The organism is Streptomyces sp. NBC_00425, assembly GCF_036030735.1.
Taxonomy (GTDB): Bacteria; Actinomycetota; Actinomycetes; order Streptomycetales; family Streptomycetaceae; genus Streptomyces.
The window spans coordinates 8,562,278-8,575,167 of the sequence record NZ_CP107928.1; the positions used below are offsets into that span (position 1 = coordinate 8,562,278).

The 12,890-nt window shown below is 73.2% G+C and carries 11 protein-coding genes; 3 read left to right on the forward strand and 8 right to left on the reverse strand.

All coding sequences use genetic code 11. The annotated features are described in order from the left end of the window. Positions 1-106 precede the first annotated feature (106 nt). Both OHS82_RS37705 and OHS82_RS37710 read right to left on the reverse strand, forming a co-directional pair. The gene (locus OHS82_RS37705) at positions 107-607 is read right to left on the reverse strand and encodes an ATP-binding protein (RefSeq protein WP_057582671.1); all 501 of its coding nucleotides are present in this window, start codon (positions 605-607) and stop codon (positions 107-109) included. A gap of 246 nt (positions 608-853) precedes the next feature. Then, on the reverse strand, positions 854-1,177 hold the full coding sequence (locus tag OHS82_RS37710; RefSeq protein ID WP_057582518.1) for a hypothetical protein: 324 nt from the start codon (positions 1,175-1,177) through the stop codon (positions 854-856). A 308-nt stretch (positions 1,178-1,485) separates the two neighbouring features. Here OHS82_RS37710 and OHS82_RS37715 point away from each other — a divergent pair, with 308 nt between their 5' ends. Then, a complete protein-coding gene (locus OHS82_RS37715) occupies positions 1,486-2,610 on the forward strand; it encodes a PLP-dependent cysteine synthase family protein (RefSeq protein ID WP_057582517.1) in 1,125 nt (374 codons plus the stop codon). 31 nt (positions 2,611-2,641) lie between these two features. Here OHS82_RS37715 and OHS82_RS37720 read toward each other — a convergent pair whose 3' ends face one another. Both OHS82_RS37720 and OHS82_RS37725 read right to left on the reverse strand, forming a co-directional pair. Continuing rightward, positions 2,642-3,112, reverse strand: a complete 471-nt coding sequence (locus OHS82_RS37720; protein WP_057582516.1) for an SRPBCC family protein — start codon at positions 3,110-3,112, stop codon at positions 2,642-2,644. A gap of 55 nt (positions 3,113-3,167) precedes the next feature. Then, positions 3,168-3,998 carry a DeoR/GlpR family DNA-binding transcription regulator gene (locus OHS82_RS37725; protein WP_057582515.1) on the reverse strand — a complete coding sequence of 277 codons (831 nt, stop codon included), beginning with the start codon at positions 3,996-3,998 and terminating at the stop codon, positions 3,168-3,170. 279 nt (positions 3,999-4,277) lie between these two features. Between OHS82_RS37725 and OHS82_RS37730 the strand changes: the two genes are divergently transcribed. Next, on the forward strand, positions 4,278-6,596 hold the full coding sequence (locus tag OHS82_RS37730; protein WP_242433368.1) for a lipase family protein: 2,319 nt from the start codon (positions 4,278-4,280) through the stop codon (positions 6,594-6,596). Positions 6,597-6,600: 4 nt separating this feature from the next. Here the strand turns inward: OHS82_RS37730 and OHS82_RS37735 are convergent, their stop codons facing one another. From OHS82_RS37735 to OHS82_RS37750, 4 genes are all read right to left on the reverse strand, one after another. After that, the gene (locus tag OHS82_RS37735; RefSeq protein WP_057582513.1) at positions 6,601-9,048 is read right to left on the reverse strand and encodes a right-handed parallel beta-helix repeat-containing protein; all 2,448 of its coding nucleotides are present in this window, start codon (positions 9,046-9,048) and stop codon (positions 6,601-6,603) included. Between the two features lie 107 nt (positions 9,049-9,155). Then, positions 9,156-9,761, reverse strand: a complete 606-nt coding sequence (locus OHS82_RS37740) for an Rv1733c family protein (RefSeq protein ID WP_057582670.1) — start codon at positions 9,759-9,761, stop codon at positions 9,156-9,158. Between the two features lie 202 nt (positions 9,762-9,963). Further along, on the reverse strand, positions 9,964-10,788 hold the full coding sequence (locus OHS82_RS37745; RefSeq protein WP_328435468.1) for an MOSC domain-containing protein: 825 nt from the start codon (positions 10,786-10,788) through the stop codon (positions 9,964-9,966). A gap of 40 nt (positions 10,789-10,828) precedes the next feature. After that, positions 10,829-11,260: a DUF6643 family protein gene (locus OHS82_RS37750; protein ID WP_057582511.1), complete on the reverse strand. Its 432-nt coding sequence runs from the start codon at positions 11,258-11,260 to the stop codon at positions 10,829-10,831. A 298-nt stretch (positions 11,261-11,558) separates the two neighbouring features. On the opposite strand from OHS82_RS37750, the gene OHS82_RS37755 reads away from it, so the two are divergent. Next, complete coding sequence (locus tag OHS82_RS37755; protein WP_057582510.1) at positions 11,559-12,878, forward strand: TerD family protein; 1,320 nt, start codon at positions 11,559-11,561, stop codon at positions 12,876-12,878. Positions 12,879-12,890 lie beyond the last annotated feature (12 nt).

A 12,890-nucleotide genomic window follows, 5' to 3' on the forward strand; every position in this document is an offset into this window, starting at 1 on the left:
GTCAGCCGCCGGCCTCCGGGAACGCCTGCGCCCGGTGTGCCGACCCTCGGTGGGGGCCGCACACCGGGCACGGGGGCGCCTCGCCGTACGGGACGTCACCGCCCGGTCAGCCGACGACGGCCGACCGGGCGGGGGCATGCGCGGGCCGCAGATCGTCGACGGACACGACCTCCGTGAACCGGGGCGCGGCCTGCTCCCGCGGCGTGCGGCGCGGCGGACGCGCCGCGAGCTCCCGTGCGGCGACGGGCGCCGGCAGCGTGAACCACACGACCTTGCCGGACTCGCCGTCCGGCCGGGCGCCCCAGCTCTCGCTGACCGCGGCCACCATGGCCAGCCCGCGTCCGCAGGTGGCGAGCGTCTCGGCGGTCTTGACGACCGGCAGCCGCGGATCGTGGTCGCGCACGGAGACGGTCAGCCGGTCCAGCAGCAGCTCCATCTCCACGACGCAGGTCTTGTCGGGCTGGGCGTGCAGGTGGACGTTGGTCAACAGCTCCGTCACACCGAGCGCAGCCCGGTCTATCAGCGGGTCCATATGCCAGTAGCGCAACTGCGCCGATACGATTCTGCGGACCTGACCGATCCGCGACGGCAGGGCCTGAAGCTCCACCATGCAGTGCCTGCTTGGGTTGCTGATCACGGCTGCGACTCCCCGACTGAGGTCCGGAAGAACACGGAGTTCGGATCGAGCAGGGCGTCTGCGCAAGGCGGCCGCCTGCTGTCTTGGCCGGCGGGCTGGTTCGCAGCGTTATCGCCGGTAAACCCAGAGTGACGTGAGACCAGAGTGGCGCAGCGGATGCGGTAGCGCAACTCGCGGTGATTCGGCCACCCGTGCCGGTCTCTCGCCCCCTGCGGCTCAGCCGCCGCGCCCCGCCGCCCTGCGCACGGCCTCGATGAAGCGGCGTGCCGCGGGCGGTCCGGGTTCCCCCGGCGCCGGGTCGTGCTCGCCGAGCGTCAGCAGGTACCGGTTGCCGTTGAGGTCGGCCAGCGCCCGGTCCTCCGGGGCGAACCAGGGTTTCGAGGCGCGGACCGCCTGCACGGGCGCGCTGTCGATCTCGCTGCCGTAGCTGGTCAGCAACTCCAGCCTGCCGTCGCTGATCCGGACCTGCCCGGCCCGGGTGAGCGAGCGCAGCCGCTTCCCGATACGCACGCCCGTAGCCGTGAACTCCGGCTCCGCCATGCCGTCCCGCCCCCTCGCGTTCGAACTCGTCCGGTGATCCGGGGCGCGCCCCCGTCCGGCGCCCGCCCCGACCCGGTGCAGTCTGCCCGCGCCCGTCCTCGAGCACCAGTGCGTTCGCAGGTCCGCAAGGGGCCGTCCGGAGCATTCGTGTGAATGCGCCCCCTCGGCGTCCGCGCCCGCCCCCAGGGCCGCCTTTGAGGGCCCCAAAGGTGTGTTTATGCAGGTGAGAAGCGTGTGGAAGGTGTCTATGATCGGAGTGTGCCGGCCGCGCGGACCACCGTCGGCGCGCAGCCCGAAGGAGCCCCGCCGTGACCGCCTCCCCGCCCCTCAGGACCGGTGCCACCCTCGACGTCGACCACAGCGACGCCGCCTACCGCGACTGGCTGAAAGAAGCCGTCCGCAAGGTCCAGGCGGACGCCAACCGCTCGGCCGACACCCATCTGCTGCGCTTCCCGCTCCCGGAGGCGTGGGGCATCGACCTGTACCTCAAGGACGAGTCGACCCACCCCACCGGCAGCCTGAAGCACCGGCTCGCCCGCTCGCTCTTCCTCTACGGCCTGTGCAACGGCTGGATCAGGCCGGACCGCCCGGTGATCGAGGCGTCCAGCGGCTCGACGGCGGTGTCCGAGGCGTACTTCGCCAAGCTGATCGGCGTGCCCTTCATCGCCGTCATGCCGCGTACGACGAGCGCCGAGAAGATCCGACTGATCGAGTTCCACGGCGGCCGATGTCACTTCGTCGACGACTCGCGCACGATGTACGAGGAGTCGGCACGTCTCGCGAGGGACCTCGAGGGCCATTACATGGACCAGTTCACCTACGCGGAGCGGGCCACGGACTGGCGCGGGAACAACAACATCGCCGAATCCATCTTCCGGCAACTGGAACTGGAGCGGTTCCCGGAGCCCGCCTGGATCGTCGCCACGGCCGGCACCGGCGGCACCTCCGCGACCCTCGCGCGTTTCGTCCACTACACCCAGCGCGACACCCGCATCTGCGTCGCCGACCCGGAGAACTCGTGCTTCTTCGAGGGCTGGACGAGCGGCGATCCGGACGTCACCTGCGACTGCGGTTCACGCATCGAGGGCATCGGCCGGCCCCGGATGGAGCCCAGCTTCGTCGCCGGCGCCGTCGACCGCATGATGAAGGTCCCGGACGCCGCCAGCGTCGCCGGGGTGCGCGCCCTGGAACGGGCCATCGGCCGCAAGGCGGGCGGCTCGACGGGCACCGGGCTGTGGAGCGCGCTCAAGATCGTCGCCGAGATGGTGGCCGACGGCCGCCGCGGCAGCGTCGTCACCCTGCTGTGCGACCCGGGCGACCGCTACCTGGACAAGTACTACTCCGACGACTGGCTCGCCGAGCAGGGACTGGACATCGCCCCCTACACCGCGGCGATCGAGACGCTGCTGGCCACCGGAGTGTGGCAGGGCTGAACCGGAGCACTCCAGCTCCCACCGGCGGCGCTCAGCCGGAGAGCCGTCGGTCCAGCCGCTTCACGGCCCCGCGGAAGGACTGCCCGAGCCCCGGCCGGGCCAGCCGCAGCACCGTGCGGAAGGCCCCGCTCCCGTCCGCGGCGAACGTCCACTGCACGCGCGTCCCCGCCCCGGCCGCCGCCAGCCGCCATTCCTCGACCAGTGCCCCGACGCCCGGAGCGTTGGTGGTGTCGACGCGGTAGGCGTACACCTCCGGCTCCTCGGCCGCGAGGACCGTCTCACGAAAACGCGTGCCGCCCCGCAGGCGCACCTCGCGCGCCGCCCCACCCTCCAGCGGCTCCGCGGACGTCACGGCCGGAAACCACCGCGCCCACCCGGGCACGTCCTCTGCGAGCGCGCGGAAGACCCGCTCGGGGGGCGCGGACATGTCCGTCGCGAAGACCAGCCGCACGGGAGCGGTCCGGACGAAGTCGAGCCCTTCGGGACGCAACCGGCGAGGCATACGCGCGACCTCCTCATGGCGGGGAGACGGGTGCGCCACCCTAGCCGCAGCCCTCTCAGATGTCTGCACCCTCGTCGGGCTCGCCCGCGACCGTCAGCCGGCGCAGGTGCTCGGAGATCTCCGCGCGCGCCGCCCCCGGCAGACCGGCGTCCGTCACGAGCGTGTCGACCTGATCCAGTGCGGCGAACGAACTCAGCCCCACCACACCCCACTTGGTGTGGTCGGCGACCACCACCACCCGGCGCGCCGACTGCACCAGCCGCCGATTGGTCTCGGCCTCCGCGAGGTTCGGCGTCGACAGCCCGGCCTCGGCCGATATGCCGTGCACGCCGAGGAACAGCACGTCGAAGTGGAGTGCCGCGATGGCCTGGTCGGCGACCGGTCCCACCAGTGAGTCCGACGGTGTGCGCACCCCGCCGGTCAGCACGACCGTGGCCGCGCCCTGCCGGGGGCCCGCGGTGCGCTGCGCCACGTGGAAGACGTCCGCGACGCGCACCGAGTTCGTCACCACGGTCAGGTCCGGCACGTCCACCAGGTGATGGGCCAGCGCGTAGGTCGTCGTACCGCCCGACAACGCGATCGCGCTGCCCGGGGCCACCATTTCCGCCGCGGCCTTGGCGATGTCCTCCTTGGCGGTCAGCTCCAGACCCGACTTCGCCTCGAAGCCCGGCTCGTGGGTGCTCGCCTCGACGACCGGCACCGCGCCGCCGTGCACCTTCTCCAGCACGCCCTGCCGGGCCAGCGCGTCCAGATCACGCCGCACCGTCATGTCCGACACGCCGAGCTTGCGGGTGAGCTCGTTGACGCGGACGCCGCCGCGGCGTCGCACCTCGTCCAGGATCAGGGAGCGCCGCTGCTCCGCGAGGAGGTTCTGATTCTCACTCACGTACGCTCCGGTCCTTTCCCTCAAGCCGTCCGACGGGCCCGCTCACCTGCGGCGACGAGGAGATTCGCCCCCGACGCCGGTGTGCGGGCGTCCCATCCTCGCACGGCGGGGTCACAGCTGTACCACCACCCCGACGCGTGCATGCCAGTTCGGTGGGGCGCGTGTCCGTCGCACACCACGAGGAGATTCCGTGACCGGAGGTGTATCACGCGTCCGAAGTGGCGATCCTTATGCCCGCACGGACACATCCGAAGGCGTGTCATGGGGGAAGTGCGCATCGTGAAACCTGCCTCTTCGGGCGGAGCCGCCCTGGAACTCCTGGTCCACGGCGTGGGCGGGGCCACGCCCGAGAAGATGCTGAACGATCCGCGCACCGTGCGGATCACCGGCGACGGGACGGCGGCCGTCTACCGGCGCGCCGACGACGTCGCCGCCGACACCGGACCCGGCGTCGACCGCGGCCGCGGCGTACCGGTCCCCGAGGCGTACGTGTGGTCCAACCTCACGTCCGGCAACGGCACCCGCGCCCTGTGGCTGCTGCTGTTGCCGTTCATGGTCGTCAACCTCGCCCACTGGATGCGCCCCGCCGCACGGGAGCGCACGCGCGCGGTGCGGCTGTACGGCCTGCTGGTGCGGCTCGCGGCGCTGAGCCTGACGGTGCTGCTGGTGGCCGCGGCCTGCGAGGTCGCCCTCGACCTGACGGCCTGGCAGTGCGCGGGCACGACCGCCTGCGCCGAACGCCACACCTGGCTGGGCTTCCTGTCGCCGACCGTCTCGGACGGCGGCTGGTGGAGCCTGCCGGGCCGCCGTCTCGCCCTCGCCGCCCTGCTGCCCACCGCGCTCACCGCGCTCCTGTGGTACCTCTCCCACCGCACCTGGCGGGCGTACGAGTCCCAGGAACCCCTGGACCGCGCGCCCGAGCCCGAGACCGGCCCCGCGCACACCGCGCTCGGCCGGCCCGGCTTCTGGTACGGACGACGCCTGGTCGCCCGGCTCCGCGCCGCGCACACCGCGGCCGGCCTGCTGACGGTCGCCGCAGCGGTGGGCACGGCGGCCGTGCGCGAGGACCGCAGGCCCGGCGGCCCCGCCCATCTCGACCTGCTGGGCCGCGCCCTGGAGGCGTCCCTGGCCGTGGGCGCGGTGGCCACGGTGTGGGTGGTGTGCCGCCGGGGCCGCAGCGAGCGCCGACTCGACCGGCGCGTCGATGCGCACCTCGTACGCGCGCTGCCGTCGGCCGCCCTCGTGCTGCTCGCCCTCACCCTCGTGTACGCCGGATGGGACCGCCCGGGCTGGAGTTCCGAGGGCCGGCTGCCGGGCGACGCGACCTTCGGCGCACTGGCCCTCGCCCAGGGCGCCCTGGTGATCGCCCTCGCCGTCGTCGCCCGCGGCCTGCACCACTGTCCGCGAAGGCGCGGGCCCGGCGCGCCGACGGAGCGCTGCGCGCTGCACGGCCTCGGCGGTCCCGCCGTCGCGATGCTGGCCTGCGCGCTGGGCGGCGTCATGTCCGGCGGGGTGTCGCAGCGGGTGTCGGACTGGCTCGACGGCGCCGGGACCTCCCTCGACGGCCCGCCGGTGCTGCTGACCTGGCAGGCGGCCGTCATCCCGGTGCTGCTCGCGGTGGTGCTGGCGCTGTGCGCGCTGCTCGCCCGGCGCACCCTGCTGCTGATCCGGGCCGAGGAGAAGGAGGTGCTCCGGACGTACGGGGTGCGCCCGGGCGACGCGGCGCGCACCCGGCTCATCGCCCGGGCCCGTGCGACGGCCGCCCTCACCGACCGCGGCCCGCTCCTCGTCGCCGTCGTCGCCACCGCGACCCTGCTCCTCGGCGCGGGCGCGCTCGTCGGCGCCTTCGGCACCGGACGGACCCCGGCCCGCGCCGCGCAGACGGCTCAGCCCTTCGTGCAGGGCGCCGCCCAGACCGCCCAGGCGGTGGGCTCCTGGCTGATCGGACTCGGCTTCCTCCTCTTCGTGACCTGGGGCCGGCGCGCCTACAAGGACGTCTCCGCGCGGCGCACGATCGGCATCCTCTGGGACGTCGGCACGTTCTGGCCGCGCGCCGCGCACCCCTTCGCCCCGCCCTGCTACGCGGAGCGCGCGGTGCCCGACCTGACCTGGCGCATGGCCACCTGGACGCGTGCCACGGGCGGACGGCTGGTCATCTCCGGCCACTCCCAGGGCAGCGTCCTCGCGGCCGCGGCGGCCTGGCAGCTGAAACCCTCCGACCGCGCCCGCGTCGCCCTGCTCACCTACGGCTCCCCGATCGAGCGCCTCTACGGCCGCTGGTTTCCCGCCCACTTCGGACCGGCCGCGCTGGCCGCCCTGCACGAGGACATCGACTGCTGGCGCAACCTGTACCGGCGGACCGATCCCATCGGCGGGCCCGTGCGGCTGTCCGGCGACGGCTGCGGCCCCCGGGTGGACCGTGAGCCGCTCGCCGACCCCCTGGCGTACGGCCGCAGCGAGGACCATCCGCTGCCCACGCCCGTCCTCGGGCATTCCGACTACCAGGCCGACCCGGCGTTCGCCGAGGAGCGCGAACTGCTGCTGGGGCGGCTGCGGCCCGGGACGCCCGCCGGCGAGGTGCCGGTACAGCGGTCGTGAACCGTCAGGGCAGTTCCGGCAGATCCTCCGCGTACAGCAGGGTGAGGTCGTCCGTGCTGGGCTCCGCCACCTGCGCGACGCGGCTCGCATGCCGCTCCACCATCGCCTCGAACGTCTGGCGGGCGGTGCGGCCGTTGCCGAAGGCGGGACCCTTCGGGAGTTCCGTGAAGTACTTCAGCAGGGCGTCCGCGGCACCCGGACCGAGCCGGTACTCGTGCTCCTCGGCCTGCTGCTGCACGATCCGCAGCAGCTCGTCCGGGCCGTAGTCGCCGAAGGTGATGGTCCGTGAGAAACGGGACGCCACACCGGGGTTGACCGACAGGAACCGCTCCATCTCCGCCGTGTAACCCGCGACGATCACGACGACGGAGTCGCGGTGGTCCTCCATCAGCTTCACCAGGGTGTCGATGGCCTCCTTGCCGAAGTCCCGGCCGGCGTCCTCCGGCGACAGCGCGTACGCCTCGTCGATGAACAGCACGCCGCCGTGCGCCCGCTGGAACGCCTCCTGGGTGCGGATCGCCGTCGAACCGATGTGCTCGCCGACCAGGTCCACCCGGGACACCTCGACGAGATGGCCCTTCTCCAGCACGGCGAGAGCGGCGAGGATCTCGCCGTACAGGCGCGCGACCGTCGTCTTGCCGGTGCCGGGAGAGCCGGTGAAGACCAGGTGGCGCTTGACGGACGCCGCCTTGAGCCCCGCCTGCTGACGGCGCCGGCCCACCTCGATCATGTCGATGAGGGCCCGCACCTCGCGCTTGACGCTGTCCAGACCGACCAGGGTGTCCAACTCGCCGAGCACGTCCTGAGAGGTCCGCGCCGACGTCTGCGGATCCGGCGCGGCCGGCTGCGGTTCCGGCACGGCGACGCGCTGTTCGGGCAGCACTCCGAGCAGGCCCGGGGCCTGGACGGTCGTCTGGACGACGGTCTCCAGGGCCGTCGGGGCCCCCGGCGTGCGCACTCCCGCACTCTCGTCGCTGCTGCAGTCCTCGACCACGGGCGCGGAACCGGACGCGGATTCCGTACCGGCGTCGGCGAACTCGTAGCCGCCGCGCGCACAGCGCTCGGTCCGGCACTTGCGCAGCGTCGTGCGGCTGCCGTCTATCACGTGGAAGCCATAGCCCCCGCTGTTGGTCACCCGGCAGTTCAGGAAGCTTCCGCGACCGCCGGCCGACACGTAGAACCCGGCCTCGGCGGGGGAGTCGACCGTGCAGCGCTCGACGGTCGGGTCGGCGCCCTTGGTGACGATCACGCCCGTCTGCGTGCCGTCGATGGTGCAGTTGTCGAGGGTGCCGCCGCTGCCGTGGTCGCGGAACCAGGCGCCGGTGGCCGCGTCCCGGATCCGGCAGTCGTCGAGCTGGGCCGTCGCACCGTCGCTCACCGACACCGCGGTGTTGCGCACCTGGGAGAGGTCGCTGTCGACGACGTCCGCACGGGAGCCGCGGTCGAGGACGAACAGCGCGTCCGGCACGTCGTGCACCCGGCAGGAGTCCAGCACCGCGGTGGCGCCGTCGCTGACCCAGACGGCCGGGTAGTCGCCGGTGCTGTCGAAGATCTCGCACTGGTTGGCGTCCACGCGCGTGCCAGGGTCCCAGACCGACAGCCCGTTGCGCCCGAACTGACGCACCGTCGTGCGGGTCAGCGTCAGGACGGAACGGGAGCGCAGGTCGACCGCGTTCTCCGGGATGTCGTGGATGCGGCAGTCGGCCAGGGTGAGCACGGCGTCGGTGTCGAGGGTGACGCCGTCGGCGGTGGTGCGGTGCACATCGCAGTCGGTGAGATGGGCCGTGGCCCGCGCGCTGACCTGGACGCCGCTGCCCCTGACCTCGTACACCTCGCAGCCCACGGCCTCGAGCGCGGTGTGGTCGCCGGTCGCGCTCAGTCCCGCGCCCGCGGTGTGGTGCACACGGCAGCGCTCGAGCCGGGGACGCGCGCCGCCGCGGACCGCGACGCCGGCCTGGCCGGCCGCGAGGACCTCACACTCCTCGAACACGCCTCCGCCGCCGTCGACCACGGCGATGCCGATGCCCGCCGGGTTGTCGACGGTGCACCGCCGCACCGTGGGGCGGGCGCTGCCGCGCACCTCGATGCCCGCCGCGGACCGGGTGACGATCCGCAGGTCCAGCAGCTCCGGCGTGCCCTCCTCGACCAGCACCGCGGGCGCGGCCGCGTCCTGGCCCTCCACGTGCAGGTCCTGCACCACGGCCGAGGCCCGGACCGTCAGCGGCACCCCGTCCACCGGAGCCAGCCGCACGGAGCCGGGGGAGCCCTCGGGACCGCGCAGGGTCACCGACCGCTCCACGACCAGGTTCTCCCGGTACGTACCGGGAGCGATGGTGAGGACGTCGCCCTCCGCCGCGGCCTCCAGGGCTGCGGCGAGCGATGCGTACTCACCCGTGCGGCGCCGCCACCGCGATGTGCCGGTGTGCGTCACCTGGACCGTGCCCTGTGCCATGGCGTTGCTGTGCCCCCACCTCGTGGTACGCGGGTTGATGCCGAAAGCTTCGGCCGGACCACCGTAGCGTGCGCGCGGGCAGTGGGTTGACCAGAGGCGAAAGGCCGTCAGCTGCCGGCGCCGGTGCGCCCCCAGTCCGGGCCCGCGCGCTCCCAGGCCCGGTCCCAACGGGCGTGCCGGCGGCGGACCATGCGCCAGACGACCAGCCGTCGGCTGCCCTCCACGGCGCCCGCGGTGAACAGGGCCGCGCCGAAGCCGGCGAGCACGGCGTGCGTCGTGGCGGTGGCGGAGTCCAGGGGACGGGCCACGAGGCGGCCGTGTCCGTCCGTCCATATCGCGAAGCGGTCGCCGGGGTGCGGGGTTCGGAGACCCGCGAGGACCGTGCCGTGCTGTGCGGCGCCGTCCGGCGCGGTCCAGTCGGCGACGACCCGGGTCCGCGTCTCCCGGCCGGTGGTCGTCTCCGGATCCACGTCCAGCGGTGAACCGGTCGCCCTGCGCACCACGGTGGCCGTGACCTCGTGGCGCGACGCGTGCTGCGCACGGACCGACTGTTGCAGAGCGTCCTGTGCCAGGGCGCCGACGACGGAGCCCGCCACGGGCGCGACGAGGAGGATCAGGAGCAGCGCCGACAGGGCCACCCACGCCTCCACCAGATCCGTTCCGCGGCACAGCGGGTTGTGCCGCCATCGCCAGATTCCGCCGATCGCTCGCATCGACCGCACCCCCTTCCCGCTCCGAGACAACCCCCCGTCGGAGCCGTTCGCACGCGCGTCCCGTGAAAGAGAGAGCGAAATCACCAGGGCCGAGGAGCCCTCATGAACCGCTCACGCCCTTCCAACGCCCCGGAGCCGGGCAGGGGTTCCCGCCGGTCGTCCCGGCCGTGACCGGGGGGAGCGGGCCGGACCACTACGGACCTCAGCCGGTGACGCGCACCGGATCGCCGATCCTGATCGTGCCGCGGGACAGGGGCACCAGGTTCTGGCCGAAGACCAGCGCGCTGCCGATGCGCCGGTGTCGTCCGAGGGCGTGCAGCGGCTCCTTGCCGCGCGCCGCGGTGTCCTGGTCGGTGGTGGTGACCACGCACCGTCCGCACGGTTTGGCGACCCGGAACTCCACCTCGCCGACCGCCAGACGTGACCAGCCGTCCTCGGACCACGCCTCGGTGCCCGACACGACCAGGTTCGGCCGGAAACGGTTCATCGGCAACGGCCCCTCGGCGGCGTGCTCGCCGTTCGCGACGAGTGAGTTGAGGGCGTCGAGGGACGCGGTGGTGGTGACCAGCAGCGGATATCCGTCGGCGAACGCGACGGTCTCGCCGGGCAGCGCGTACGCCGGGTCGACGGGCCTGCGGGTGGCGGGATCGTCCATGTGCACCAGCCGTACGTCCGCGTCGAGGTAGGCACTGCACCAGGCGTGCGCGGCGGTGTCGGCGAGGACCCCCTCCACCTTGTCGCGGAAGATCTCCATCGACACCGTGGCCGCGGGATCGGGCACGGGGACCGTCAGCGATGGCCGACCGGGCGCGGACAGACGCACGCCGCCGCCGGGCATGAGCTCGGCGGCGGCCAGTGCGAGGCGCGGCTGCTGGCGTTGGGTGACGACCTTTCCCCCGTCGTCGATCAGTGCCCAGCGCCGGTCCCCGGCAAGGCCCCAGGGCTCCACGACGGCCTCACGGGGCGCCTGGCCCCGCAACGCCTTGACCGGGTGGACGTGGATCGACAGCAGTTCCGCGAGAGGCATGGGGCCATTTTGCCAGGTGGCGCCGGTGACCCCGATCGGCTCAGTAACCGCGGTACTGCTGCTGGTTGTACGGATCCTGGTACTGGGGCGCGGCGGGCCGAGGCGCGGCCGGGCGCATCGCCTCGTAGTTCATCCCGGGACCCGCGGGACGCGGCTGCTGCTGCATCTGGGGGCCGGGGTAGCCGCGCGGCGCGACGGCCTGCGGCGGGATGTAGGCCGCCGGGGCCTGCTGCAGCGGCGCGGGCTGCTGCGCCTGCGGGTAGCCGTAGGACTGCTGGGACGGGCCTGCCGGAAGGGCGGGCAGCGCCGACGGCAACGCGGGCAGGTTGTTGCCGCCCATGTCGTACGCGGCGGGGACCCGGATCGGAGCGATCTGCGGGGTGCCCCGCTCGGCCACGAGCGAGTCGTAGATCGGAGTGTCCGGGAAGGCGGAGTAGTAGCCGCCTCCGTAGGTGGAGCGGGGGGAGGTCATGGCACATAAGGTAAGCCCACGATGTGCTGGTTGGGGAGACCGATAAGAGGGTTGATTTCCGTGTCGGTAGGAGCCTCGGATCCCCAATGCGAGCGAACGTGGGAAAAAGGGACGGCAAACGGCGCGTAGATCGTGTAAAGGCCGAGTTCCGGGTGGGTTACCGGGGGTTGGTCAGGGCTGATCGTGCGCTCCCGATGGGCGTCCGCCGTCCCTCGGAATAGGTTGGCCGGTAGACAACCCGAGGGGCGCCGGGACCTACGGCCCGGTGCACCGACACGCGAGGGGGGCGTACATGTCAATGTCGAAGGGGTCCAATGTCCCGGTGCCGACCACGGCGCTGCGCGTGGAGCTGGGCTGGCGCTCCGGCCCGGGCGTTCCCGACGCGGACGCGTCGGCGCTTCTGCTGCTGGGCGGAAAGGTCCGTTCCGACGCCGACTTCGTCTTCTACAACCAGCCCGCGCACTCCTCCGGCGCCGTCCGCCACGAGGGCAAACGCGATGCCGGGGGCCGGGTGACGGACGGCATCCTCGTCGACCTCGCGCGCGTGGAGCCCTCGATCGAGACCGTCGTCCTCGCCGCCTCGTCGGACGGCGGCTCCTTCGGCCAGGTCCCCGACCTCTACATCGAGGTGCGGGACGCGGCGCAGGGCGCGGTGGTTGCGCGGTTCGACAGCACGGGCGCCACGGTCGAAACCGCTTTCGTGCTGGGCGAGTTCTACCGACGTCAGGGCGCCTGGAAGTTCCGCGCCGTCGGCCAGGGCTACGGCAGCGGTCTCGAGGGTCTGGCCACGGACTTCGGCATCACCGTGGACGAGCCCCAGCACACCGCGGCCCCCGTTCCGCCGGCGCCCGCCCCCGTGACCCCGACGCCGCCGCCCCAGCAGCCGACCATGCCCGCCTTCCCCGTCACCGTGCCACCGCCCGTCCACCAGGCCCCGCCGCCGCCCCCGCCCGCCCCGCCCGCGGTGCCGGGCGCGCCGGTCAGGCTGACCAAGGTGACGCTCACCAAGGCCGCCCCGTCGGTGTCCCTGACCAAACAGGGCGGCACGTCGGGCGCCCTGCGCGTCAACCTCAACTGGGAGGTGCGCAAGCAGTTCTCCGGGTGGGGCAGCAAGCGCGGGCGGGCGGTCGCGATGCACAACGACCTCGACCTCGACCTGTGCGCCCTGTTCGAACTCGCCGACGGCCGCAAGGGCGTGGTCCAGGCGCTCGGCAACGCCTTCGGGTCGCTGCACCAGCCGCCGTACATCCACCTCGACGGTGACGACCGCACGGGCGCCGTGTCGAGCGGCGAGAACCTCACGGTCAATCTCGACCGCAAGAACGACTTCCGGCGCATCCTGGTCTTCGTGACCATCTACGAGGGGGCTCGCTCGTTCGCCGACCTGCACGCCACGGTCACGCTGCAGCCCCAGTTCGGCGCTCCGGTCGACTTCTCCCTGGACGAGTGCACCGTCCCGTCGACCGTCTGCGCGCTGGCGCTCATCACCAACCAGGGCGGTGACCTCGTCGTCCAGCGCGAGGCCCGCTACCTGGTGCCCGAGCGCGGCGTGAGCCCGCAGCGGACCGTCGACCACGCCTACGGCTGGGGCATGAACTGGACGCCGGGCCGCAAATAGGGCCCCGGCGGG

What these genes read in the sequence shown, in the direction of transcription:
- OHS82_RS37710 (WP_057582518.1), bottom strand. Translation starts at nt 1,177, where the DNA reads ATGGCGGAGCCGGAGTTCACGGCTACGGGCGTGCGTATCGGGAAGCGG.
- OHS82_RS37720 (WP_057582516.1), bottom strand. Translation starts at nt 3,112, where the DNA reads ATGCCTCGCCGGTTGCGTCCCGAAGGGCTCGACTTCGTCCGGACCGCT.
- OHS82_RS37735 (WP_057582513.1), bottom strand. Translation starts at nt 9,048, where the DNA reads ATGGCACAGGGCACGGTCCAGGTGACGCACACCGGCACATCGCGGTGG.
- OHS82_RS37740 (WP_057582670.1), bottom strand. Translation starts at nt 9,761, where the DNA reads ATGCGAGCGATCGGCGGAATCTGGCGATGGCGGCACAACCCGCTGTGC.
- OHS82_RS37745 (WP_328435468.1), bottom strand. Translation starts at nt 10,788, where the DNA reads ATGCCTCTCGCGGAACTGCTGTCGATCCACGTCCACCCGGTCAAGGCG.
- OHS82_RS37750 (WP_057582511.1), bottom strand. Translation starts at nt 11,260, where the DNA reads ATGACCTCCCCCCGCTCCACCTACGGAGGCGGCTACTACTCCGCCTTC.
- OHS82_RS37755 (WP_057582510.1), top strand. Translation starts at nt 11,559, where the DNA reads ATGTCGAAGGGGTCCAATGTCCCGGTGCCGACCACGGCGCTGCGCGTG.